This is a genomic window from Rhodococcus sp. 15-2388-1-1a (assembly GCF_002259145.1).
In the GTDB taxonomy this organism is placed as follows: domain Bacteria; phylum Actinomycetota; class Actinomycetes; order Mycobacteriales; family Mycobacteriaceae; genus Rhodococcoides.
Map to the genome: position 1 here is coordinate 35,667 of NZ_NPFP01000017.1, position 24,698 is coordinate 60,364.

At 62.9% G+C, this 24,698-nt stretch carries 18 protein-coding genes and 1 pseudogene; 14 read left to right on the top strand and 5 right to left on the bottom strand.

Going from position 1 to position 24,698, the window contains the following annotated elements:
• Window positions 1-287 precede the first annotated feature (287 nt).
• The 6 genes from CH302_RS11105 to CH302_RS11130 all read left to right on the top strand — a co-directional run bounded on the left by CH302_RS11105 (window position 288) and on the right by CH302_RS11130 (window position 8,940).
• On the top strand, window positions 288-4,016 hold the full coding sequence (locus CH302_RS11105; RefSeq protein WP_037192562.1) for a nitrate reductase subunit alpha: 3,729 nt from the start codon (window positions 288-290) through the stop codon (window positions 4,014-4,016).
• Entirely contained in the window at window positions 4,016-5,680 is a 1,665-nt protein-coding gene (gene narH, locus CH302_RS11110; RefSeq protein ID WP_037192450.1) for a nitrate reductase subunit beta, read from the top strand. The genes CH302_RS11105 and narH overlap by 1 nt, the downstream gene beginning before the upstream one ends.
• On the top strand, window positions 5,677-6,324 hold the full coding sequence (gene narJ / locus CH302_RS11115; protein WP_037192448.1) for a nitrate reductase molybdenum cofactor assembly chaperone: 648 nt from the start codon (window positions 5,677-5,679) through the stop codon (window positions 6,322-6,324). Before narH ends, narJ begins: the two co-directional genes overlap by 4 nt.
• 4 nt (window positions 6,325-6,328) lie before the next feature.
• Window positions 6,329-7,075: a respiratory nitrate reductase subunit gamma gene (gene narI, locus CH302_RS11120; protein WP_037192446.1), complete on the top strand. Its 747-nt coding sequence runs from the start codon at window positions 6,329-6,331 to the stop codon at window positions 7,073-7,075.
• Window positions 7,072-8,292, top strand: a complete 1,221-nt coding sequence (locus CH302_RS11125) for an MFS transporter (protein ID WP_037192443.1) — start codon at window positions 7,072-7,074, stop codon at window positions 8,290-8,292. Before narI ends, CH302_RS11125 begins: the two co-directional genes overlap by 4 nt.
• 156 nt (window positions 8,293-8,448) lie before the next feature.
• Window positions 8,449-8,940: a hypothetical protein gene (locus CH302_RS11130; RefSeq protein WP_037192441.1), complete on the top strand. Its 492-nt coding sequence runs from the start codon at window positions 8,449-8,451 to the stop codon at window positions 8,938-8,940.
• Window positions 8,941-9,020: 80 nt separating this feature from the next.
• Here the strand turns inward: CH302_RS11130 and CH302_RS11135 are convergent, their stop codons facing one another.
• On the bottom strand, window positions 9,021-9,797 hold the full coding sequence (locus CH302_RS11135) for an alpha/beta fold hydrolase (protein WP_037192439.1): 777 nt from the start codon (window positions 9,795-9,797) through the stop codon (window positions 9,021-9,023).
• A gap of 50 nt (window positions 9,798-9,847) precedes the next feature.
• Between CH302_RS11135 and CH302_RS11140 the strand changes: the two genes are divergently transcribed.
• A complete protein-coding gene (locus CH302_RS11140; RefSeq protein WP_037192438.1) occupies window positions 9,848-10,261 on the top strand; it encodes a MarR family winged helix-turn-helix transcriptional regulator in 414 nt (137 codons plus the stop codon).
• Between the two features lie 297 nt (window positions 10,262-10,558).
• Here CH302_RS11140 and CH302_RS11145 read toward each other — a convergent pair whose 3' ends face one another.
• On the bottom strand, window positions 10,559-14,011 hold the full coding sequence (locus CH302_RS11145) for an ATP-binding protein (RefSeq protein ID WP_176460687.1): 3,453 nt from the start codon (window positions 14,009-14,011) through the stop codon (window positions 10,559-10,561).
• 102 nt (window positions 14,012-14,113) lie between these two features.
• Between CH302_RS11145 and CH302_RS11150 the strand changes: the two genes are divergently transcribed.
• Window positions 14,114-14,656, top strand: a complete 543-nt coding sequence (locus tag CH302_RS11150; RefSeq protein ID WP_037192434.1) for a hypothetical protein — start codon at window positions 14,114-14,116, stop codon at window positions 14,654-14,656.
• Window positions 14,657-14,845: 189 nt separating this feature from the next.
• Here the strand turns inward: CH302_RS11150 and CH302_RS11155 are convergent.
• A pseudogene (locus CH302_RS11155) lies at window positions 14,846-15,055 on the bottom strand (thiolase C-terminal domain-containing protein); the annotation flags it as partial.
• Window positions 15,056-15,922: 867 nt separating this feature from the next.
• On the opposite strand from CH302_RS11155, the gene CH302_RS11160 reads away from it, so the two are divergent.
• Window positions 15,923-17,245: a lipase family protein gene (locus CH302_RS11160; protein ID WP_176460689.1), complete on the top strand. Its 1,323-nt coding sequence runs from the start codon at window positions 15,923-15,925 to the stop codon at window positions 17,243-17,245.
• A 329-nt stretch (window positions 17,246-17,574) separates the two neighbouring features.
• On the opposite strand, the gene CH302_RS11165 is transcribed toward CH302_RS11160, so the two are convergent.
• Window positions 17,575-17,853 carry a hypothetical protein gene (locus tag CH302_RS11165; RefSeq protein ID WP_037192427.1) on the bottom strand — a complete coding sequence of 93 codons (279 nt, stop codon included), beginning with the start codon at window positions 17,851-17,853 and terminating at the stop codon, window positions 17,575-17,577.
• Window positions 17,854-18,032: 179 nt separating this feature from the next.
• On the opposite strand from CH302_RS11165, the gene CH302_RS11170 reads away from it, so the two are divergent.
• Window positions 18,033-20,465, top strand: coding sequence for an excinuclease ABC subunit UvrA (locus CH302_RS11170; RefSeq protein WP_037192425.1), 2,433 nt, complete (start codon window positions 18,033-18,035; stop codon window positions 20,463-20,465).
• A 306-nt stretch (window positions 20,466-20,771) separates the two neighbouring features.
• Here CH302_RS11170 and CH302_RS11175 read toward each other — a convergent pair whose 3' ends face one another.
• Window positions 20,772-21,092 carry a hypothetical protein gene (locus tag CH302_RS11175; RefSeq protein WP_037192423.1) on the bottom strand — a complete coding sequence of 107 codons (321 nt, stop codon included), beginning with the start codon at window positions 21,090-21,092 and terminating at the stop codon, window positions 20,772-20,774.
• A 293-nt stretch (window positions 21,093-21,385) separates the two neighbouring features.
• Here CH302_RS11175 and CH302_RS11180 point away from each other — a divergent pair, with 293 nt between their 5' ends.
• From CH302_RS11180 to CH302_RS11195, 4 genes are all read left to right on the top strand, one after another.
• Window positions 21,386-21,799, top strand: coding sequence for a MarR family winged helix-turn-helix transcriptional regulator (locus CH302_RS11180; protein ID WP_230596330.1), 414 nt, complete (start codon window positions 21,386-21,388; stop codon window positions 21,797-21,799).
• 246 nt (window positions 21,800-22,045) lie between these two features.
• Window positions 22,046-22,867, top strand: coding sequence for a mycofactocin-coupled SDR family oxidoreductase (locus CH302_RS11185; RefSeq protein ID WP_037192557.1), 822 nt, complete (start codon window positions 22,046-22,048; stop codon window positions 22,865-22,867).
• Window positions 22,868-22,876: 9 nt separating this feature from the next.
• Window positions 22,877-23,710 carry a mycofactocin-coupled SDR family oxidoreductase gene (locus CH302_RS11190; RefSeq protein ID WP_037192422.1) on the top strand — a complete coding sequence of 278 codons (834 nt, stop codon included), beginning with the start codon at window positions 22,877-22,879 and terminating at the stop codon, window positions 23,708-23,710.
• Window positions 23,707-24,642, top strand: coding sequence for an AAA family ATPase (locus CH302_RS11195; protein WP_037192420.1), 936 nt, complete (start codon window positions 23,707-23,709; stop codon window positions 24,640-24,642). The genes CH302_RS11190 and CH302_RS11195 overlap by 4 nt, the downstream gene beginning before the upstream one ends.
• The last annotated feature ends 56 nt before the right edge of the window (window positions 24,643-24,698 follow it).

Here is a 24,698-nt window from a genome sequence, read left to right on the forward strand (position 1 = left end):
AACCATTCCTGGTTGCATCCATGCTTTATTGATATCAAGGCAAGTGCTCATTTGCCATAGCACTGCTCGAAAAAAAACCGAAAGTACATTTGGATACAAGAAACCAGAACATCGCCTTCGTTGTCAGGCTGAAATTGCCCACCATATTCGGGATGGGTGAGTCCAGTCCTGTTCCGGGACTGCGTTATTGCCGTGACAATGCGTAATACAATTAGGCAATCGGGTGCGGGACTCGAATTTCGGCAAAAGCCCAAGGCGCAATCACCGTTCTTTGTACGGTGAACGGTATGGCCCGGCCAAACGATACTCACTCGAACGCCGTACAGGGGAATGCAGCCAAGGCTCTCCTCGACGTCGGTAAGTTCTTCACTCGCTGGGATGAAAGTGAAGACGGTCGTACGGTCTTTCGTGAGGGTGGCCGAGCGGGCGACGTGTTCTACCGCGACCGATGGAGTCACGACAAAATCGTTCGATCCACGCACGGCGTCAACTGCACCGGTTCCTGTTCGTGGAAGGTCTACGTCAAAGACGGCATCATCACCTGGGAAACGCAGGAGACCGATTATCCGTCGGTCGGGCCGGACAGTCCCGAATACGAGCCTCGTGGGTGCCCTCGTGGTGCTGCATTCTCTTGGTACACATACTCACCCACTCGTGTTCGGCATCCCTATGCCCGTGGGGTACTGGTGGAGATGTACCGGGCCGCGAAGGCACGTCTGGGCGATCCGGTGCTGGCCTGGGCCGACGTGGTCGGTGATCCACTGCGTCGAAAGTCGTATCAGCAGGCGCGCGGCAAGGGCGGTCTGGTACGCGTTTCTTGGGACGAGGCGACAGAGATCGCCGCTGCCGCGCACGTTCACACCATCAAGACGTACGGTCCGGATCGCTGTGCCGGATTCTCGCCGATCCCGGCGATGTCGATGGTCTCGCATTGCGTGGGCACCCGCTTCGTTCAGCTCATCGGCGGCGTGATGACCTCGTTCTACGACTGGTACGCCGACCTGCCGGTAGCCAGCCCGCAGGTCTTCGGAGACCAGACCGACGTTCCCGAATCCGGCGATTGGTGGGACGCCACCTACTTGATGATGTGGGGATCGAACGTTCCCGTCACGCGTACTCCTGATGCGCATTGGATGGCCGAAGTACGTTACCGCGGAACCAAAGTCGTCACCGTGAGTCCCGACTACGCCGACAACAGCAAGTTCGCCGACGAATGGCTTCCGGCTCAGGCGGGTACCGACGGCGCGCTCGCGATGGCGATGGGACACGTCATCCTCACCGAGTTCTTCGCCCGGAGATCGGTGCCGTTCTTCGACGACTACATCAAGACCTACAGTGACCTTCCGTTCCTCATCCATCTCGACGAGCACGACGGTGCCCACGTGCCCGGAAAGTTCGTCACCGCAGACGAACTCGCGGCATTGCCCGACGGCGCTGCTGCCGAGGACGATGTCTGGAAGACGGTCGTACTCGACGACGGCACCGGCGAACCCGTGGTGCCCAACGGATCTTTGGGGTTTCGGTTCTCGGCATCGGGAGAAGGTCGCTGGAATCTCGATCTCGGATCGATCACGCCCGTGCTCACCCTGCACGGGCGGAGCAGCACCGAGAACGTGGAGATACTGCTTCCTGCATTCGATGCCCCCGATGGTTCGGGCAGGGTATTGCGGCGCGGAGTCCCGGCGATCCGGGTCGACGGGGCTCTGGTCACCACGGTCTTCGACCTCATGTTCGCGCAGTACGGTGTAGCCAGAGACGGAGTACCGGGAGAATGGCCCACCGGCTACGACGACGTCACCACGCCGTACACACCCGCCTGGCAGGCCGAGATCACCGGTGTGCCGGCCGAAGCCGCTGTCCGTGTGGCTCGCGAGTTCGCCACCAATGCCATCGATTCCGGCGGGCGCTCGATGATCATCATGGGTGCAGGCATCTGTCAGTGGTTCCACGGTGACGCCACGTACCGCGCCATACTGTCCCTGCTCATCCTCACCGGGTGCATGGGCCGCAACGGCGGAGGCTGGGCGCATTACGTGGGTCAGGAGAAGTGCCGTCCCATCACCGGGTGGATCTCTCTCGCCAATGCACTCGACTGGTCGCGGCCGCCGCGGACCATGACCGGTACGTCGTACTGGTACATGCACACCGACCAATGGCGAAACGACGGTTATTCGACGGCGTCGTTGGCTTCGCCGTTGTCGAAGAGCTCGATCACCCACGAACACACAGCCGACGCCATCGCGCAATCGGCGCGGATGGGTTGGATGCCGTTCTACCCGCAGTTCGACCGTAATCCGCTCGATCTCGCAGACGAGGTGAATGCTGCCGTGGAGACCGGGGATGCGTCCACGGTCGGCGGGTATGTTGCCGAGAAGTTGCACGACGGCGGCCTCACCGCCGCGATCACCGACATCGACGCGCCCGAGAACTGGCCTCGCACACTGATTCTCTGGCGCTCGAACCTGATGGGCTCGTCGGCCAAGGGAAACGAGTACTTCCTGCGAAACCTGTTGGGCACCCACCACAACGTGCTGGGAACCGAGAACCCGAACACGCCGCGGCCGAACGACGTGAAGTGGCATGAGGAAGCACCCGAGGGCAAGCTCGATCTGATGGTGTCGGCAGATTTTCGAATGACGTCGACGACGCTGCTGTCCGACATCGTGTTTCCGGCTGCGACCTGGTACGAGAAGCACGACCTGTCGTCGACGGACATGCACCCGTTCGTGCATGCCTTCTCACCCGCGATCGACCCGCCGTGGGAGGCGAAGTCGGATTTCGATCTGTTCCACCTACTGGCCGACAAGCTCTCGTCTCTCGCGAAGACGCACCTCGGGGTGCGGCACGATCTCGTCAGCGTTCCGATGCAGCACGACACCCCCGGTGAGACGGCACAGCCGCACGGCAGGGTGACGGACTGGCAGGGTTCGCCCGATCCGGGGACGCCAGGCAAGAATCTTCCCAACTTCGTTGTGGTCGAACGCGATTACACGGCGATCGCGGACAAACTGGCAGCCGTCGGACCACTGGCGGACACGTTGGGTTTCGCGGTCAAGAATGTGACCTACGACGTGGCCGAGCAGAGTGCCCGACTGGCTGCGAGCAACGGCGTGATGCCGTCGGGTCCTGCCGAAGGGCGTCCGGCCATCGACACGGACGTCAAGATGGCCGAGGCAATTCTCGCCTATTCCGGTACGACGAACGGCGCGTTGGCGAAGGACGGTTTCGAGAAGCTGCAGAAGCGCGTCGGAAAGCGTCTCGACGATCTGGCAGCGGGCGCGGAGGACAAGCGCATCACCTTCGCCGACACCCAGCGTGGCCCAGTTCCCGTGCTCACCTCGCCGGAGTGGTCGGGGTCCGAGACCGGGGGTCGGCGTTACTCACCCTTCACCGTGAACATCGAGCGGCTCAAGCCCTTTCACACACTGACGGGACGAATGCATTTCTACCTCGATCACGACTGGATGATCGACATGGGTGAATCGCTACCGATCTACCGACCACCTCTGGACATGCACCGGTTGTTCGGCGAGCCGAGGCTCGGCCCCGATGGCGCGCAACAGATCACCGTTCGATACCTCACTCCGCACTCGAAGTGGTCGATCCATTCCGAGTACCAGGACAACCTCTTCATGCTGTCGCTGTCCCGAGGCGGGCCGACGGCGTGGCTCAGTCCCGAGGACGCCGCCGCGATCGACGTGAAGGACAACGATTGGATCGAGTGCGTGAACGCCAACGGAGTCGTGGTCTGCCGTGCTGTCGTCAGCCACCGAATGCCGACCGGCGTCACGTATGTCCACCATGCTCAGGAACGAACCATCGATGTTCCCAAGTCGGAAGCCACCGGCCGTCGCGGCGGCATCCACAACTCCGCCACTCGGCTGCTGGTGAAGCCGACGCATCTCATCGGCGGATATGCCCAATTGTCCTACGCCTTCAACTATCTCGGTCCCGCAGGTAATCAACGCGACATGGTGGCCACCATTCGTAAACGTAGCCAGGAGGTGACCTACTGATGCGAGTCATGGCCCAAGTGGGCATGGTGATGAATCTGGACAAGTGCATCGGATGCCACACCTGTTCGGTGACATGCAAGCAGGCGTGGACCAACCGTGCCGGCACCGAATACGTGTGGTTCAACAACGTCGAGACCCGCCCCGGGCAGGGGTACCCACGACGCTACGAGGACCAGGAGAAGTGGCGCGGCGGTTGGCATCTGAACGCGAAAGGCAAACTGCGCCTGCGCACCGGCGGCCGACTGCAGAAACTGCTCACTCTGTTCGCCAGTCCCGTGCAACCCACGATCGCCGACTACTACGAGCCCTGGACCTACGACTACCAGACGCTCATCGACGCACCACTCGGTGACGACTTCCCCGTGGCCCGGCCGAAATCTCTGTTGACCGGCAAGGATACGAAGGTCAGCTGGTCTGCGAACTGGGACGACAACTTGGGCGGCGCAACGGAGTACGGCGACCTCGACCCGATCGTCGCCAAGCTCCGCAGCGAATCCGAGGAGGCCGTCAAGTTCAGCTTCGAGCAGACCTTCATGTTCTACCTGCCGCGAATCTGTGAACACTGCCTCAACCCGTCGTGCATGGCCTCTTGCCCGTCGGGCGCGATCTACAAGCGCAGCGAGGACGGAATCGTCCTCGTCGACCAGGACCAGTGTCGTGGCTGGCGGCAGTGCATCACCGGATGTCCCTACAAGAAGATCTATTTCAACCACAAGTCGGGCAAAGCCGAGAAATGCACGCTGTGTTACCCGCGACTCGAGGTCGGCCAACCGACGATCTGCTCCGAGACGTGCGTCGGTCGGCTTCGATATCTCGGAATCTTCTTGTACGACGCCGACGCGGTGACCGACGCGGCGTCGACACCGGACGAGAAGGACCTGTACGAGGCACAACTCGATCTGCTCCTCGACCCCGAGGATCCGAGTGTGATCGCGGCGGCGCGCGCCGACGGCATTCCCGACGACTGGATCGACGCGGCCCGACGTTCCCCGGTGTACGCGCTGGCCAAGAAATACAAGGTCGCGCTTCCGTTGCATCCGGAATATCGCACGATGCCGATGGTGTGGTACGTCCCACCGCTGTCGCCGATCGTCGATCTGCTGGCCGAGCAGGGACACGACGCCGAAGGATATGGCACGTTGTTCGGGGCGATCGAGGCGTTGCGCATCCCCGTCGAGTATCTGGCCGAACTGTTCACCGCCGGCGACACCGATGTCATCGACACCGTTCTCAAACGACTCGCCGCCATGCGCTCCTACATGCGCGATATCACCCTCGGTCGTGAGCCGAACGCCGACATCCCCGCTTCCGTTGAAATGTCGGAAGAGGAGATGTACGAGATGTACCGGCTCATGGCGATCGCCAAATACGAAGAGCGCTATGTCATTCCGACCGCTCACCATGAACAGGCCGCGAAACTCGACGAGATGGCCTGCTCACTGGACTACGAGGAAGGCCCCGGAATGTTCGAGTCCGGTGCCTTCGGTGAGGCCAGCGGTCGTCCGGCCCCGGTGTCGGTGGAGACCTTCCACGCTCTCAAACACCGGCAGACCTCCGATACCGCGGCGGGAGCCGACAGTCTGGCCGGTCGAGTCAACTTGCTGAACTGGGACGGAAACGGCGTGCCGTCGGGAATGTTCCCCAAGAGTTCGGAGACGCCGTGAGGTGGTTGCGGGGTCGACGAGAAGTCGACCAGCGGGTCATCTACCAGGCCGCAGCCTGGTGCCTGACGTACCCGGATTCCCAGCTGTTGTCCCGAATCGGGTTGTTACGAGAGGCGCTCGGTGAGCATCCCGACCGAACTGTCGCTGCGCCTCTGGAGCGTTTCGTCGACCACCTGGCGGGCTCGGATATCGACAAGCTGCAGCGCGAGTACGTCGACGTGTTCGATCTTTCGAGCAAACGCACGTTGTATCTGTCGTACTGGACGGACGGAGACACCCGCCGCCGCGGCTCGGTGCTCGGCGAGTTCAAACAGCGTTATCGCGACAGCGGCTATCTGGTCGATCTCCATGGGGAGCTACCCGACCATCTTCCGGTCGTGCTCGAATTCTGTGCTCGCGACCAGCCGGCCACGGCGGTGGAGCTGTTGACGATCTACCGCGCAGCGCTGGAACTCATTCGGTTGGGCCTGGTCGATCTCGGCACCCCGTATGCCGACGTGATGACCGCGATCTGTGCCTGCCTTCCGGGGGAATCGCCGACGGATCGCCAGTCCGCGCTTGCCCTCCGGGCGACGATACCCATCGAAACGGTGGGCCTGGAGGCTTTCGATCCGCGTCTGCTACCCATCGCCGAGACGAGGTGACGACGTGAATACGATTCTGTGGGGCGTACTTCCGTATCTGGTGCTGACGCTGCTCATCGGCGGCACCGTCTGGCGCTACCGGTACGACAAGTTCGGGTGGACCACCCGATCGTCGGAGTTGTACGAATCGCGGTTGCTCCGAATCGGGTCACCGCTGTTCCACTTCGGCATCCTGGTCGTCATCATCGGCCACGCCATCGGTCTGCTCGTCCCGGAGTCGTGGACCGAGTTCTTCGGGATCTCCGAGAGTGTCTACCACCTGAATTCGGCATTCTTCGGGTTGATCGCCGGTGTGTGTACTCTCGTCGGTCTCGTCATTCTCGTGTACCGACGTCGACGCGTCGGGCCGGTGTTCATGGCGACCACTCGTAACGACAAGGTGATGTACCTCGTCCTGACCGCTGCTCTGCTGCTGGGGTTCTACGTGACCCTCCTCGGTGCTGTGCCCGGTCAGGAAGGGGTGAACTATCGAGAGACGGTCTCGCCGTGGTTCAGGTCTCTGTTCTATCTGCAGCCGGATGTCGAGGCGATGAGCAACGCGCCCATGCGTTTCCACATCCATGTCCTCGTCGGGATGCTGCTGTTCGCCATGGTGCCGTTCACTCGGTTGGTGCACATGTTCACCGCGCCGGTGCATTACCTGTTTCGCCCGTACATCGTCTACCGCAGCCGCGACAGGCACTCGTCGCCAGGAAATCGCCAGTACCGGCCCGGTTGGGCACCGGTCGGAACGAAGGATCGTGATCGATGAGCACTCCTGTCGAGACCCCACTCGATCGACGCGCGCAATCACTGAACCTCGCTCTTGCGACACTCGCGTTCACGATCAGCTTCTGGGCGTGGAACCTGATCGGCCCGTTGGGTGTTCGATACGCGTCCGACATGGAACTATCCGCTACCGCGAAGTCGGTGTTGGTGGCGATACCGATTCTGGTCGGTTCACTGGGGCGCATCTTGACCGGTGCGCTCACCGACCGCCTGGGCGGCCGAATCATGTTTCCGATTCTGCTGCTGGCGTCCGTGCCGTTCGTCTTCCTCGTCGCTCTCGGCGGACACCTGGGCAACTACACGATTCTGCTCGTGGCCGGATTCTTCCTCGGAATCGCCGGCACCTCGTTCGCGGTCGGAATCCCGTTCGTCAACGGCTGGTACGACAAGTCTCGCAGGGGATTTGCGACAGGAGTCTTCGGAGCCGGTATGGGCGGCACCGCGTTGTCGGCGTTCTTCACACCGCGGTTCGTTGAGTGGTTCGGGTATGTGACCACCCATGTCGTCATTGCGGTTGCTTTGGTTGTCACCGCCGCAGTCTGCTGGATGTTCATGCGTGATTCTCCGCGGTGGTCTCCCAACCATGACGCGGTCGTACCCAAACTGGTCGGTGCGGCGAAATTGCCGATCACGTGGCAGATGGGTTTCCTGTATGCCGCCGCGTTCGGTGGGTTCGTCGCCTTCTCGACGTATTTGCCGACGTACCTGAAAGATGTGTACGACTTCGACCTTGCGGCGGCCGGTACCCGCACGGCCGGGTTCGCGATTGCTGCGGTTGTCGCCCGGCCCATCGGGGGTGTGCTGTCGGACCGCTTCGGTGCGCGCCTGATCACCGCGATTTCGTGTGGTGGTGCCGCGGTGATGGCGGTCTGGATGATCACTCAACCTCCCCTCGAGTTCCTCGCCGGACTGAACTTCGTGTTGACGGCCGTATTCATGGGCCTGGGTTCGGGGTCGGTGTTCAGCTGGGTGGCCAAGGAAGCGCCACAGGAGCGGGTCGGCTCGATCACCGGTATCGTCGGTGCCGCAGGCGGACTCGGCGGCTTCTTCCCTCCGCTGGTCATGGGTGCCACGTACGACTCGGTCGACCACAGCTACACGATCGGCCTCGTTCTGTTGGTGGTCACCGCATTCGTGGCCACGTTGTTCACGGTGTTCGGTGTGCGAGCGCGCAAAACCGAAGAACGCCTGTCGACATGAATTCGGCAGAGCGCACTGCTCGAGATGCAACCGACATGTGGGGTTCCATCGGCACCAGCCAACCGAGGAGACGAATGACAATGCATCGGAACAACGAGAGCTTCGGCGCCTCGGCTCATCCGGCCGTAATCCGATTCCACGTCGCGGTGGTGCAGCATGTCGCGTGAGAGCAAAGCCAGGGCGGGGGCACAGGCGGCCGTGGGTGGTGACCGAATTCTCGATGTGGCTCTTGCGGTTCCACGCGGCACGACTTTCGCGGGTGCCGTGGGAATGGGTCTCGGTGCCGGAATCGGCGGCGGCGGTAACTCGACGACCGCATGGGAGATGGGTGGGCTGATGGCGGGGCGTGCCAGCGCGGCTCGACGTCAGAAGATGCCTCCGTCGGTGGTACTCGCACTATCCGAGACGACGCTGTACGCACTGGGGCGCAAGCGATCCGGGCTGTTCGGATCATGGAAGAAATTGGGGCTGTTGACCCGGATCCCTCGTTCGCACCTGACCGTGGCGCACAAACGGCGCGGAACCGTTCTGCATTTGACGTTCACGGACACTACGTCCGGAGTGCCTCTCGAGGTCGAGACGACTCCAGTGGGAAACTTGGGTATCAACGACTTCCTGAAGGCGCTCGACAGCGGATCGCAAGACTGACCGCTTGGGTGCCTGTGATTTGGGTCGGTGGCCTCCGATCGATCTGAGTGGACAACTGAGGCAGCTGCGCATTCGCCTTTTCAGATGTCCGCCAGGAACGGATCGATAGCCGCCCAGGTCGCGTCCGGGGCTTCGAGGTGGGGGAGGTGTCCGGCATGAGCGATTTCGACGAACTGGGCGCCGGGGATCGCGTCGGCGATGGCCCGTCCGTAGGCCGGTGTGACAATTCGGTCGCTCTGTCCCCACACCACGAGCGTCGGAACCGTGATTGCGTCGAGCCGCGCCATCAGGTTCGGATCGCTCATGTTCCTGCCCGCCAGGGCTTCCATGGTGTGCCTGTTTGCCGACTGAATCGCTTGCTGTTCATCGGTGAGAGTAGCGGGGTCGGTGTACCCACGGTGCGGGTCGTGCCATGCGGCTTCAGCGAGTTCACGAGCGTCGAGGCCGAAGAAATCCGCGACGGGTTCTCCGTCCACGATCACGCCGACGCCGTCGATGACGACCACTGCTCCGATCGATGTTCGGTACTGCTCGGCACCGGCGGCCTGCACTGCCATTTCCAAGGCGATCCACCCGCCGATGGAGGACCCGATCAACACGACGTCGGTGTATCCGCGCTCCTGCAGGCGAGCGAGATAGCCCGCGGCGAGTTGCGCGATCGAGGTGATGCCGTCCGGGCGGTCGGTGCCTTCCCAGCCGGGATGGGTGGGTGCCAACATGTCCAGTTCGAGCGCGACGTGTCCGGCTAGGGACGCAACGGTTTTGGGTCCGCCGCCGCCGTGCAGTACGAACGCGGTCCGTGGCCGAAGGCGGGCGGTCGAGGCGACGGGGAAGTCGATCGGGAACGATGTGTTCATGATTCTCCTATATCAACATGTTTATATACAGACATTGATACGGTAGCACCATGGCGACCGATCTCGAAGTCCTCGGACAGGCAATCAAGCGCGCGCAGTATCGAAATCACCGCGCGATGGATGCTGCTCTACGCGAAATAGGTGTCAGCCTCGTCCAATGGGATGCGCTGCGCGCGATCGAGCGCATGCCGGGTGCGTCCGGGCACGAACTCGCTGTGACGACCTTTCAGAGCGATCAGGCGTTCGGAACATTGGCGAACAGGCTCGAAGAGCGAGGGCTCATCAGCCGCTCCTCGGGCCGCGGACGGCGGGTGGAACACGTCCTGACCGACGCGGGAGGGCACGCACTCGGAGAAGGTCGGCAGCTGACGCGCGGCGTACTCGAGGACTTGTTCGCTCCGCTCGATGAGGCGCAACGTCGCGAATTACTTCGGACGCTCGGCACTCTCACCGAAGAGCCCTGAGTCGGGAACCGGGATCGATCTTCTCGGGCGTGTGCTCGTCGCTCCCGACTTTCGGAAAAGGAACAGTCGGGTTCCGTTGAATCCGCACTCGGTCCGTGCTGATCCGCCGCTGTACGCCACGGTTCACGACCGTCCGCGCGGATTGGGAGTTCGGTGTCGCAGAGTGAAATAGCTCGAGATGACTGCCTTGGGTGTGTGATCCCGATACCAGCGATTCCACACGGACCTGTCGGGTGCTTCGGACGCCGAGACCGCTCGGCGATCTGACGGCGCATCGATCAGCTTCGTCGCATCTTTCTACGGATCTTGTCGACCGAAGTTGCTGTGCGAGAGCCGCGTAGCGCGTAACCGCCGCAGCACCGCAGTCGCGCCGGTGCGCTCGGCGCGGTCCTGGAGCGCGGTGACCTCTGCGACGTCGACGGATCCGGTCGCGGCCCGAATTCGGAGCGCGAGTGCGTCGGTCTCGACCGACCACGCAGCGAATCCCCGCTGCGCATGAATCGTCCGGGCCGCGTCGATGTGACGGTGCGCGGAGGCGTCGTCTCCGAGAGCCCACGCCAGCGAGGCGAGATGGTGGTGTACAACGCCGTACAAGCTGGCCCAGGTGAGCACGACGCAGTCCTCGTGGTCGAGGAGGATTCGATAGACGTACTCGCACAGCCGCGTCAGCACCAGCTCGGATGCCGCCCGGGCGATCAATGCCATGGTGGACAACCACATCGGGTCGACGGGAATCGCGTCCAGGCGCTGCGGTGTGTACCACTCGATGAGTTCGGTCGCCTCGGCATTGCGGCCCACGTCGATCAGGGCGACAGCGAGCGCGGGCCGCAGTACAGGGTTGTCGTGTGCGCGCGCACGCATTGCTTCGGCCTGACTTGCGATCTCGCCCATGTCGCCGCGCAGTGTCCGCAGTGCGGTCAGCGCCGGCAGCAATCGTCCGTAATAGCCTGTGTCGGTAGGCGAAGGCGGTACCGCTCGTATTCGATCCAACGCGGCCTCGCACGCAATCAGATCGCCCGCCGCGAGTGACACGCCCAGTCGTCCGTAGTCGATGAGCCAGCGAAGTTCGGGGTCGCCGTCCACGTGAGCGTCGGTGATGGCGTCGAGACATGCCGTGGCACCGTCGAGATCCCCGGCTTCGAGTCGCGCCCGCGAGAGCCACACCGCCACCGTGGCGTCGTTCATGACGGACGGGTCCGCACCGACGAGTTCGTCGAGGTCGACAAGTGCGGCGGCAACCACATCGGCGCTGTGGGGAACGCGCAATCCGATGAGCGCGGCGACGTTCACCGACGCCAACAGCTGTGTGTCACCCAAGCTTCGGGCGATGTCGGCAGCGTGAACGATCGTGCGGGCGCGCTCGCTGTGGTCCGCGCCCCAGGCCTGCTCGATGACGCGCTGGGAGGCGAGGACGGCGTACTCGCGTGACACCGTCCGACCCTCGGCTTCCAACTCGGTGCACATGGCGTCGATGACCGCGACGCGCTCGGCGTCGGATGCGTACCGCTGCACGAATTCCATTCCACGTCTCTTGCTCGCTGCGATCGCATCGTTCTGCAGGGTTCGCTCGCCGAGTTGCCGCGCCATCGTGAGTGCGGCCATCGCGGTATCGCGGGCGTTCGGGTCCCGCAAGGCTCGCTGGGACAGTCCGAGCCCGATCGAGATGGAACACCGGGTGACGGCATCGTCGAAAGGCGTCCAATCGAGTGCTCGACGGTAGTGCTGGCCGGCATCTTCGTAGGCGCCGAGCGCGTAGGCGTTCTCGGCGGCTCGGTGTGCGTACGAGCCCGCACGAACACGGTCCTCGATGCGACCCCGGCCGAAATGAAACGCGAGCCGCGCAGCATCTTGCCCGTCCTGATTCATGCGTTCCAACGCACCCCCGACCTTGGAATGGAGGGCAGCGCGAGTGCCAGGACCGATGGCCGAGTACACGACGTCGCGGACGATGGGGTGCCGCAACTCGAAGAGATCGCCGTCGTGGGCGGGCACGATCAGCCTGTCGCGAACGAGTTCGTCGAGGGCGTCGTCGAAGCGATCGTTCGTGAGCTCACCGGTCGCGCCGCGCAGCACGACGAGCGGGACGAACATTCCTGTGACTGCGCACGCATGCAGCAGCAGCCGAGCGCCCTCGCCCAGACGATGCTCTGATCGACGGACGAAACCTACGATGGAGGAGGGATATTCGGTGCGCTCGGCTGGGTCGCCGCCGCGACCGGCCGCCAGAATGGACGTCACGAACAGGGGATGTCCGCGGGTCTTGCTCAACAATTGCACCGGATCGAGGTCCGACTCGTGCGCGGTGACGAGTTCGCGAAGGTGCCCCAACTCGAACTCGCGCAACTCCAGCCGGCGGGTGCGTCCCAGCCGTGTGGCCGTGTCCAGTGTCGCGCTCAGTTCGACATCGTCGAGCGATTCGGTTCGGGCTACGGCGACGAAACAGATCGCAGCCGTCGTGCACACCTGAAAGAGGTAGCGCAGCAGGGACTGCGACGCCGGTGACGCCCACTGCAGGTCGTCGACGACCAACATCGTCGGCGTGTTCGCGACGGTACCGGTGAGCCAGCGACGAACGGCGTTCATCGTCGATACACGATCGCTGCTCGACGCGTCGGACTCGACATCGATGTGAGCGAATCGTTGAGCGCTTCCCGGCAGCAGCCTGAGAACGTCTTTGCCGTGGGCGTCGACCCATTCGCGTAGCTGCGCGGAGTCGGCGTCGTCGAGTTGCCCTTCGATCGCGTCGACGAACGGCTCGAACGGCACGACGGCATCCTCGCTGCATCGACCGAAGATCACCGTGACGCCGGTGGCGCGTGCTCGTCGCATCGCTTCACGGATCAGCGTCGTCTTTCCACTCCCTGCGTCACCGGTGACGACGACGCAGTGGCTGCTTCCGGGGCCGGTCGACTTCAACGTCCGCGCGATCGCGTCGAGTTCGCCGGCCCGGCCCACAACCAGGGGAGTGGCGGTCGAGACGGCTTCGAGCTGCGTCCGGTCGTCCTGCAGTGCGTCGGCGAAGAGTTGTGCGGTCTCGGCCGAAGGATCGACGCCGAGGTGTTCGGTGAGTGCTCTTCGGCATCGTGCGGCTACCTCCAGTGCCTGTGCGCGGTCGCCCAGCGCGATGTGCCCGCGCATCGCGTGCCGGTATGCGCGTTCGACCAAGGGATCGATGGAGATGACCGCCTCGGCACAGGAGATGGATCGGTCGAAAGAGCCCTCTTCGGCCGATGCCTGCGCGTCGATGTCGAGAGCCGTCACGAGAAGCGATACGCGCTCGGCCTGAAGTTCGTCCGCCCACGCTCCGATTACTCCCCGCAGGAGGGGGTCCGACAGCGCGCGGTGGGCATCATGCGCTCTATCTGCCCTGACACGCGCAGGCAGATCGCCGCCGGAGCCACGGCAGAACTCGCGGATCACTTCGAGATCCACGTGTACCCAATCGGGCAGTGCGAGCTGCAGAACGCCACCGCGCGATCGCAGACTGCCGCCGGGAATGCCCGCCGTGTTCAGCGCCTCGCGTACCTTCGTCAGGACACTCCGGGCTGCCGCATTCCAGGACTTCGGGCGACCGTTCGGCCAGATGATCGAAGCGAGCTCGTCTGCCGAGACATCGCGGTGCCGATGCACCGTCAAGTAGGCGAGGGCTTCGACGCAGCGCGGCCCGCCGATGGTTCGCGGGTCGACAACGCTGGTGCCGCGAACTGTCGGTGTACCGAGCAGTTCGATACAGGCACTGTGCGCTGTCACAAGTGGAATGTAAGCACAGACCCTGAGCATTGGGTTGCAAAACAATTGCACTGTCGAACTAGCGTCCGGAATATCGTTCTGATCCGAAACGAAAGGCTGCACATGTCCGTCGTTCAGTACCGCAAGGCGTCCATCGCACTCGCCACCCTCGCCGTTGCCGCCGGTGCAGCGCTCGTGCTCCCGGGCACCGCCTCTGCCGCGACACAGGAACGCGACTACACGGTGTCGTCGACAGTGGGGGGCTTCCAGTCCACCGATTTCGTGCTGGTGGAGGGCACACCGGTGACCGTGACGGCTGAGGGGTCCGCCACGTCTTCCACCTCAGGGGATCCTGTTTATTACGGCCCCAACGGATCGGTCGACACATGCACCGTCGACTGTCAGGATCCCGCGGGTCAGTATGCGGCCCTCTATGCCAAGGTCGGTGATGGTGCCCCGATACTGGTCGGAACCGGACCGGTCGTCCTCACCGGAGCGGGTCCTCTGTCGTTCGCATTCAACGACGGGAGCAACAGTTTCGGTGACAACGACGGCTCGTACGTCGCTACCGTCACCTACGACGACGGCATCACCCCGGTGGATCCCGGCTGCTCCGGGTCAGCGTGCTTCGACTTGATGGACTTCTTCGGATCTTCCGCGGCCTGATTCCGCGTAGTTCTCGGCGATCACCCGCATTCCAGTCAGGAATGTGGGTGATCGTCTGTTGTGCGCACTGTGTGCGTCGCACCCATCCTGCCGTGATCACGAGGCTGCGCGATCGCGTCCAACGACAGGGGCACCAGAGTCCGTACGGATCCAGATCTCTGCACCAGGACGATCAGGCCGACGCCTGGTCTACACGGCTTCGAGGACACTGACGTAGTTCGCGACGGCGAGTCCGCCCATGTTGTGGACCAGTCCTCTTCGTGCAGTCGGTAGTTGCATGTCGCCGGCCGTACCCGTCAGTTGCATCGATGCCAGAACATGTTGCGAGACACCGGTTGCGCCCACAGGGTGCCCCTTGGATTTCAACCCGCCGGACAGGTTGACAGGCAGAGACCCACCGGGGGGATCGGCGGCGAGAATGGTCCCGACGAACATCTCGTCGACGGGCAATCGATTCGACATCGGTCAGCCGCTGACCATGAAGGCTGCGTATGCAGGTATGGCGTCCCGAACCGCAGTGAGCACATGAGCGATAAGTACTGATAGCCCACGTTCGATGCGCCGGGAGACGACATCGCGGGCAGGTGTCATTGAACGCGTCCCCCCCAAGAATTGTCATCCGGTGACTAATCGTGTTATCGGACAAGGGGAAAAGTCTTGCACGTTCTCAGCATGACAGGCAGGGTCGTCGGCATCGAGAGCATGCACCTACGGGCAGTGTGGTGGAGCGTCGAACGGCGGAGGAGATCAGCGATGGATGCCGAAGTGATCGTGGTGGGCGTGGGCCGGGCAGGTTGGTCGCGACCGCCGAAATGGCCTCCACCGCGAATTCCTTAATTCGTTCATCAGGGTCCTGCAGATACTGGCGATCCACAAATTCTGTCGATCACTCGGTGAACGACTACTCGAACTCCTCGGTGTATCCGTCTTCATACGCTTTTCCCGCCACGCCCGTTCCGTAGCACTGCGGACTCGGTCCGAGCGACGCTCTGATCGAGCTCGATCTGATTGCGTCTCGAGTTCACGCCTAGCTCGATCTGGATCAAAATTGTTCGTAAACAGCAAATTTCGGCAACTCGGTGTTCGGCCACACTGCCAATTGAATGCGTGCCCTCCGAGCAGAATGAGCCGGCGATACTCTCGCCCATTCCTCGAAGTCACATATGAAGGAAACATGATCATGTCGAATGGTCGGTTCGATCCGGCACCAATCCGGCTTCACACAATCAAGGGGGCATAGTGTCGTCCAAAATTCTCCAGTACTCAATGGTGGCATTGACAGCTGTCGCGCTCACGAGCGTCACAGCACCAACTGTCGTTGCGCAGTCGCAGCCAGGCTCCTTCTATCAATACGATGGGACTGCGGCATTGTCGTCGTATGAGCCTGGGGCCGTCTTGAAGACACGAAGTGTGCCCTACAACGTCGTCAACATCCCCACCCCGCTACAGGCGGTGCAGGTGCTCTACCGATCGACAGACGCACTCGGTCGACCGTCTGCGAATGTCACCTCAATTCTCAGACCTCCCAACGCCAAGGCAGGCAAAGTCGTTTCATTCCAGTCGGCGTACGACTCCTTGAACCCGGAGGACGGACCATCACGGGCCGTCGCAGGGAACACTCCGCTCGGTTCCCTGACAACCAGTGGACGAAACGTCGCTGTCGGTGGGACTCTCCCGTCGGGCGAAGCGGCCATGTTCGGTCCCCTGCTTGCGTTGGGCTACACCATCGTCATTCCCGATACCCAAGGTCCTACAGCAGATTTCGCGGCAGGACCCGAATACGGAATGATGACTTTGGATTCCCTCCGTGCTGCGCGCAATGTTCCCGAGACTGGGATTACCGACTCAGCCGAGATCGGACTGATGGGATACTCCGGCGGGGCAATAGCCACCAACTGGGCGTCCATCCTTGCCCCCGACTATGCGCCCGACATCAACGAGGACCTGATCGGTGCCGCCCAAGGTGGCCTCTTGGTCAATCCGGCAAACAATCTCCGGTACGCCAACGGGAGTACCGTTTGGGCGGGCGTTGTCGGGATGGCAATCGTAGGGCTCGGTCGCGCCTACGACATCGATTTCTCCCCTTACATCAGCGATTTCGGGCGAGAACTCTTGCCCCGACTCGAGGACGCTTCGATTGCAAACGTTCTATTGCAGTACCCAGGCGTGACGTGGCAGGACATCGCAAAACCTGAATACCCGAATCCGAGCATGGTTCCTGAGTATGTCGACGTCGCGAACAAGATCAACATGGGCACCGCGCCAGTTCCTACAATCCCGATGTTCGTTGCCCAGGCTGCGAACGGTGTCCTCGAAGGTACCCAGCCGGGTGGGCCGAACGTCGGACCCGGCGACGGAGTCATGGTGGCTGGGGATGTCCGCGCCCTCGCCACTCGATACTGCGACGCGGGCCTGCCCATCCAGTACGACCAGTACGACACCGTCAGTCACACCGTCGGCGGAGCGTTGTGGCTTCCCGGCGCTTTGGCCTGGCTCAACGACCGCTTCGACAATGTCCCTACCCCAAGCAACTGCTCGAATATTGCACCTGGAAACTCGCTTGCGCCAGAAGAACGCGCGATGGGGTGATCCTCGGGCGGGTTCAGAATGTCGGACGGTCGGTGGGTGGACTGCCCTGGTTTTGTTGTCAATAAACGAATTTCGAGTCCAGTATGGTTCAGGTGGATCCATTTCTAGGGACTTAGAATCGGCACAGTGTCGGTTCGAGTCCGACTGGGGGCATCATTTCCGGCGAACTCGAAGTTGTGGACGGAATCCCGTCGCAATCCATCCATAACGTCGAGTTCGTCCCGGTCCCGGTATTTCCTGATGCCGCTTCTGTCGAGGCAAAAGCGCGAGAGGTATTGCACAGCAACCGATAACAGAGGTAAGCGTGGCACTGCTCGCTCTGTCACCGTTCACACGACGGTGGCCGCGTATGCCACGAACACCACGAACATGGCCGCGCCGCCGAGAGCTGCGCCGATCATGGCCTCGCGGCCATTGGTCGCCAGGCCCTTCTCGTCCCGGCCCACGCCGACCCACCCGCACACCACCGCGGCGACACCTGTTGGGACCGCGACAAAATCCCCGATGAAGGGTACGAACGCGCAGACCAGGGCGATGATGCCCAGGGTCAGCGCGGCACTGCCTGCACCGTTGCGAAACAGCGGCCGGGTGGTGTGTTCCTCGGCCATGCCGCCTCCCTCTTTCTGGTCCTGATGCAGTGGCTCGATGCACGGGTCCGTCGCACGTACACGACGACCAGACCCACCAAAAAGATACCCTCGATATGCTCAGAGGCGCGATGGCACCGATGCACCGCAGCTCGCGACTTCTGCGCCCTCGGGCCGAAGACTCCAGCTAGGCTCGGTTGGTGACGGACTCAACGTGGGACGGGTATGTCCGTGTGCGCGGCGCTACCGAGCACAACCTGGCCGCTGTCGATGTCGACATACCCCGCAATGCCTTCGTCGCGTTCACAGGGGTGTCGGGGTCCGGGAAGTCGTCACTGGCTTTCAGCACCTTGTACGCCGAAGCGCAGCGACGCTACTTCGAGTCGGTTGCCCCCTACGCGCGTCGACTGCTTCAGCAAGTGGGCGCTCCCCATGTCGCCTCCATCACCGGCCTTCCGCCGGCCGTTGCGCTGCAGCAACGTCGGGGTTCGCCCAGCTCACGCTCCAGTGTCGGCACCATCACCACGATGTCCAACCTCCTGCGCATGCTCTACTCCCGGGCCGGTACCTATCCCGACGGTGCGCCGATGCTGTCGGCGGAGGCGTTTTCACCCAACACCGTCGCCGGTGCCTGTCCGCGATGCGGTGGGTTGGGCGAATTCCATGATGTGACAACGGAACTGCTCGTTCCCGACCCGTCGCTGAGCATTCGTGAGGGGGCGATCGCGGCGTGGCCGGGTGCCTGGCAGGGCGCAAACCTGCGCAGCATCGTCAGCGGCATGGGTATCGACATCGACGCGCCGTGGCGCACGCTGAAGAAGAAGGACCGAGACTGGCTTCTCTTCACCGAGGAGCACCCCAAGGTGTGGATCGAACCCGAAGAGGGCCGCGTCGACCACAGCTACGAGGGTAAGTTCTGGAGCGCCCGAAGCCACGTCATGCATGTTCTGTCGGACTCGAACAGCGAGCGGATGAGGGACCGCGCGCTGCAGTTCACCGAAACCGTCCGCTGCCCGATGTGCTCCGGGAGTGGACTGCGCGCCGACGCGCTGGACGTCACTATCGCCGGCCGCTCGATAGCCGAGATCAATGCGCTCTCGCTGACAGAACTCGCTGCAGTACTGCGCCCCATTGCCGAACAGTCGGGGGAGACCACGGAGGTGGCGGTACGCATCACCGCCGACCTGCTGGCCAGAATCGACGTGTTGCTCGAGTTGGGCTTGGGGTATTTGGCGCTCGGGCGTAGCTCGACGACGCTGTCACCCGGCGAGACCCAACGGTTGCGGATCGCCACTCAGCTCCGTTCCGGACTTTTCGGGGTGGTCTACGTGCTGGACGAACCCTCCGCGGGACTGCATCCCGCGGATGCCGAGCCACTCCTCGACGTCCTGGACCAACTGAAGGCGTCGGGCAATTCCTTGTTCGTCGTCGAACACGACATGGACGTGGTCCGCCGCGCCGACTGGGTGGTCGATATCGGTCCCGCAGCGGGTGAGGGCGGCGGACGGGTTCTGTACAGCGGCCCCGTCGCCGGCTTGGAGGAGATCGAGGAGTCGGTCACCAGTAGGCACCTCTTCGGGCGAGCGGAATCCGAGCAGCGGGCGGCACGCCCAACCCAGGGCTGGCTCACGCTGACCGGAGTCACTCGGCACAATCTGCGGGAGCTGACGGCGGAGTTCCCACACGCGGTGCTCACGGCGGTGACGGGTGTATCGGGCTCCGGTAAGTCGACGCTCGTCAGCCAAGTCCTGTTCGAGGTGGCGCGTCACCGACTCGAGACCGCGACAGACGAGGGCGAGGACGCGCAGATCGAGGTCGACGTGGCCGAGGTCTCCGGAATCGAGACGTTCACCCGCCTGGTCCGAGTGGATCAACGCCCCATCGGCCGAACCCCCCGGTCGACACTGGCCACCTACGTCGGAATGTTCGACATCGTCCGCAAACTGTTTGCCGCCACCGATGAGGCCAAGGCCCGCGGATGGGCGCCAGGACGGTTCTCGTTCAACGTCGCCGATGGACGATGCCCCACGTGCCTGGGCGACGGTTTCGTCGAGGTGGAGCTGCTGTTCCTTCCCGGCACCTACGGGCCTTGCCCCACCTGTCACGGTGACCGGTACACCCCGGAAACTCTCGAAATCACCTGGCGCGACAAGACAATTGCCCAGGTATTGCACATGTCGGTGGACGAGGCTGCCATGTTCTTCGCCGACATCCCGGGAGCATCCCGCAGTCTGGAGACTTTGCGCGACATCGGGCTCGGCTACCTTCGGCTCGGTCAACCCGCCACCGAGCTGAGCGGTGGAGAAGCGCAGCGCATCAAGATTGCCACCGAATTGCAGCGCACCCGCCGCGGCACCGCCCTCTACCTATTGGACGAACCGACCGCCGGGCTGCATCCCTCCGACGTCGCCCTGCTCATGCGCCAACTGCACCTGCTCGTCGACGCGGGCAACACCGTGGTGATGGTGGAACACGACTTGGATGCCATAGCGTCCGCAGACTGGGTCATCGATCTCGGTCCCGGCGGCGGCGACAACGGGGGCACCGTCGTTGCCACCGGCACTCCCGCCGAAGTGGCGGCGTCTCAGGACAGCATCACGGGACCGTATCTGGCCCGACGGCTCCAATCCTGAACGGCCGCTTCGTCTTACTCCAGTGCTGCTGCGGGCCTTCGGCCTCGGAGCCTTGAACACCTTTATAGGCCGACGAGGGGATTTGGTGATGCCGCGGTCCTGAATGACCGGGACGCTGGTGAAGATCGGACTGGGAGTAACACGCCGAGCACCATTCGGACACCGAGCACAATCGAAATGCCGGTGTCCCCGGTGTCCACGTTCGATGAGCGACGGTCGCACCGCGCGGAGGGCGTCAGAGGCGAGCATCTTCACCTCTGACGCCCCGTCGGCCACCGGCGGAATCATTGCCGGTGCCCGGCTTTTCTATTCAGCGAACTGGTCCTCCAGCGCTTGTACCAGCTGGTCGTGAATCGGTGATTCGTCATTGATGAACGCGATCCGCTGCGCCAGCGTCAACCCCGGGTCGGTGAACGGGTCTACTGGCATGCAATCGGCCGACTCGGACTTCGGACTGCCATCCGGATTGACGAAGTCAGCGCAGCTCGGCAAAGAGCCGGGATCGAAGGACGCGGGTGATGCGGCCGCAGGGGCGGCAAAGCCTCCCAGCACGGCACCGGCGGAAAACACCCCTCCCGCAATCCCGGCCATGATCCGATTTCGTCGTGAAATGTGCGACAGTGCCATTACTGTTCTCCTTCGGCTTTTCGGTCGCGCTCTCTGCGCGACATCAACGACCCTGCCTGTCGAATGTCACGGCTACGTCCCTGGCGTGGAACAATCCGTTCCGATTTCCCCGCCACGTCCGCACAACCCTCGCAGTACTCAGGAACTGCATGAGTTCGGTTCGTACCCAACGTATTCGGGGCTGTCTTTGCCCCGATACCGCGCCGGAGCCGGCACGCCGTCTTCGTATCCGATGGGGTTGACCGCAGTCGCGGCAACGGACTGCTACCGGCCGACGGGTTCCGATTTGGCGCGTGCTGCTCAACACCTCCCGCTCGCGCGCTGGGCTCGCGGCTCTACCCGACGCGCAGATCGAGATTCTGAGACGGCTCTTCCCGGACAAGTGGGAGGGGCCCACAGTGCTGGGGCGTCAGCTGGGGTTGGCTCGACCCACGATCAGCAACCTCGTCCGAACCATGGAATCGGACGGTCTCGTCGCTCGCCGCCCCGACGGCTCGGATGCGCGAAGCATGCGCGTCGGCCTCACAGATCTTGCTCGCGAACAACTTCGCATCTACGACGTCGCGGCGGAGGGGCTTCTTGTGCAGATACTCGCCGACCTGACGCCGGCCGAGCAACGCACCCTCCGTGACGCCACTGCGCTGCTCGGCCGAATCCGCGCGGCGCTCGAACGCGGCGACGACCTGCAGCGGCGACAGAGTACGTGAGGGCTCGACGCGCAATTCACTTCGATCCTTCACTTCGCGTGCACGTCTGAATCGGTCGTTCTGTTCTCCTGTCCGCCGAACGTAAATCGACAACGATTCAAGTAATTCGGCCACATCTGCACTGGGTGTCATATAACGTCGATTCATGTCCCGCAAATCGGACATACCGCCGCGAACGTGCTCGGCCATTCGTCGAATCGTTCTGCGCTCGTGCCGTTTTCATCCGACGATCAAGGAAGTTCGATCATGGGAAAGCTCGACGGGAAAGTAGCCTTCATCACCGGTGCCGCACGTGGACAGGGGCGTAGTCACGCGCTTCGTCTCGCGCAAGAAGGTGCCGACATCATCGCAGTCGACATATGCGCACAGATCGATACGGTCGCGTATCCGATGGCCACCTCGGAGGACCTCGCGCAGACAGTGAAGGAAATCGAGGCTCTCGATCGGCGCATCGTCGCCAAGGAAGCCGACGTCCGCGATTACGACGGGCTGAAAACGGCGGTGGACTCCGCGGTGGCCGAACTCGGTCCGATCGACATCATTCTGGCGAACGCCGGGATAGCACCGCAGGGTGCCGAGAACCCGGACCAAGTAAAAACTTTTCGCGATGTTGTGGAGGTCAATCTGTTCGGTGTGTGGAACACCGTTCAGATCGGGGTTCCGAGCATGATAGACAAGGGTCAGGGCGGGTCGATCGTGTTGACCAGTTCGACGCAGGGCCTTTCCGGTGCGGGCGGCAACGGGTCCGGTGCCGGTGACGGCTACGCGGCCAGTAAGCACGCGGTCGTGGGTCTGATGCGCACGTTCACGAATTGGCTTGCCCAGTACTCCATACGCGTCAACACCGTGCACCCGACCGGAGTGAACACGCCGATGGTCGTCAACGATGTCATGCAGAAGTTCCTCACCGAAAACCCCGACGCCGCAGCCATGCTCGGCAATTTGCTTCCGGTACCGATGATCGAAGCGATCGATATCAGCAACGCGATCGCATGGCTCGTGTCCGACGATGCCAGGTACGTCACCGGCGTCACCTTGCCCGTCGACGCCGGCTTTCTGGCGAAGTAGGAGACGGACATGGGAAAGTTGGAAGGTAAGGTCGCGTTCATCACCGGTGCCGCTCGCAGTCAGGGGCGAAGTCACGCGATACGCCTTGCTCAGGAGGGTGCGGACATCATTGCCGTCGACCTGTGTGGACCGGTCGACACCATCGAAATGTATCCACCGGCAAACGACGCAGATCTGGCCGAAACGGTGAAGCAGGTCGAGGCGCTCGACCGACGGATCGTGGCCACGAAGGCCGATGTTCGCGACTCGGCCGCGCTGAGGAAGGCCGTCGACGACGGCGTCGCCGAACTCGGTCGCCTCGACATCGTCCTGGGCAATGCAGGAGTGTTCGAGATCGCGCCTGCCCTCGACATCACCGACGACGCGTGGCAGAACATGATCGACGTCAACCTCACCGGCGTCTGGAACACCTGCAAAGTTGCACTGCCGCATCTGATCGCAGGCGGCCGCGGTGGTTCCATCGTGTTGACGAGTTCGACGGCCGGACTGAAAGGTACGCCGAACACGGTGCACTACACCGCGACCAAGCATGGTGTCGTCGGCATAATGCGCACTCTGGCAAACGAATTCGGCCAACACAGTATTCGCGTGAACACGGTTCACCCGACCGGCGTGGACACCGTCATGATCCAGAATCCCAAGACATGGGGGTTGTTCGCGCCCGATGATCCGAACCCGTCCCGAGAGAAGTCGGCACCGATCTTCCAGAGCACCAACACATTGCCGGTTCCGTGGATCGAGGCAATCGACATCTCGAACGCCATAGCGTTCTTGGTCTCGGACGATGCTCGATACATCACGGGTGCAACGCTTCCGGTCGATGCGGGGTACACCGTCAAATGACCGGCACTGCGTCGATCGGTGAGGTGCGCCGCCGGATTGCGACGCACCTCGTCGGTCGAGATCGTGAACTCGATCTCCTGTTGGCAGCGGTCGCGGCCGGGCGCGACCTGCTCCTCGAGGGTCCGCCCGGCACCAGCAAAAGCACTCTGCTCGGCGCGATCACGTCCGAGTGGGCCATTCCACTGTTCTTCGTCGAGGGCAACGCCGATCTGACACCGGCTCGAATTGTCGGGCACCACAACCCGGCTCGGGTTCTTCGCGAGGATTACAGCGAGGACAACTTCGTACCGGGACCGCTGATCGAGGCGATGCGCACCGGCGGTTTCCTCTACATCGAAGAGTTCAACCGCGCACCCGAGGACACCCTGAACACGCTTCTGACCGCGATGGCGGAACGACGTATCGTGATCCCGCGCGTGGGAACCGTCCACGCATTACCGACGTTCCGCCTCGTGGCATCAATGAATCCCTACGACAACGTCGGCACGACGCGGCTCTCGACGAGCGTCCACGACCGCCTCTGTCGCCTCGCCATCGGCTACCAGGATGCCGAAGCCGAACGCGGCATCGTGGGCCTACGCAGCGAATCCGACTCCGTACGAATCGTTGCCGACGCGGTGGCCATCACCCGGATGACGCGTGAGCACGAGGACATCGTCCAGGGCAGCAGTGTGCGCGGGGCAATCGATCTCACCCTCGTCGCACAGCAACTGGCAGAGTTGCGGGGAGTGAACGTTCCCCTCTCCACCGACATCGCTCCACCCAGAGATCTACCCGAGGACTACCAGCAGGTGATGCTCGACGCGATGTACGTGGCCCTCTCCGGGCGCATTCACGTCGACGAGACATCCGACGTACCAGCAGAATCGATTTTGCACACCATCTGGCAGGACCACTTCGTGTTGCACCCCGCCGCGGCGGCACCTGGTTGAAGAGCCGTCGAGGTCGAATCGCCGATCACACGACCGGGGACCCGTCGGTCGTCGGG

Coding starts and splice junctions, on each gene's coding strand:
- CH302_RS11105 (WP_037192562.1), top strand. CDS start 288: ATGGCCCGGCCAAACGATACTCACTCGAACGCCGTACAGGGGAATGCA.
- narH (WP_037192450.1), top strand. CDS start 4,016: ATGCGAGTCATGGCCCAAGTGGGCATGGTGATGAATCTGGACAAGTGC.
- CH302_RS11125 (WP_037192443.1), top strand. CDS start 7,072: ATGAGCACTCCTGTCGAGACCCCACTCGATCGACGCGCGCAATCACTG.
- CH302_RS11130 (WP_037192441.1), top strand. CDS start 8,449: ATGTCGCGTGAGAGCAAAGCCAGGGCGGGGGCACAGGCGGCCGTGGGT.
- CH302_RS11135 (WP_037192439.1), bottom strand. CDS start 9,797: ATGAACACATCGTTCCCGATCGACTTCCCCGTCGCCTCGACCGCCCGC.
- CH302_RS11140 (WP_037192438.1), top strand. CDS start 9,848: ATGGCGACCGATCTCGAAGTCCTCGGACAGGCAATCAAGCGCGCGCAG.
- CH302_RS11150 (WP_037192434.1), top strand. CDS start 14,114: ATGTCCGTCGTTCAGTACCGCAAGGCGTCCATCGCACTCGCCACCCTC.
- CH302_RS11160 (WP_176460689.1), top strand. CDS start 15,923: ATGGTGGCATTGACAGCTGTCGCGCTCACGAGCGTCACAGCACCAACT.
- CH302_RS11165 (WP_037192427.1), bottom strand. CDS start 17,853: ATGGCCGAGGAACACACCACCCGGCCGCTGTTTCGCAACGGTGCAGGC.
- CH302_RS11175 (WP_037192423.1), bottom strand. CDS start 21,092: ATGGCACTGTCGCACATTTCACGACGAAATCGGATCATGGCCGGGATT.
- CH302_RS11185 (WP_037192557.1), top strand. CDS start 22,046: ATGGGAAAGCTCGACGGGAAAGTAGCCTTCATCACCGGTGCCGCACGT.
- CH302_RS11190 (WP_037192422.1), top strand. CDS start 22,877: ATGGGAAAGTTGGAAGGTAAGGTCGCGTTCATCACCGGTGCCGCTCGC.
- CH302_RS11195 (WP_037192420.1), top strand. CDS start 23,707: ATGACCGGCACTGCGTCGATCGGTGAGGTGCGCCGCCGGATTGCGACG.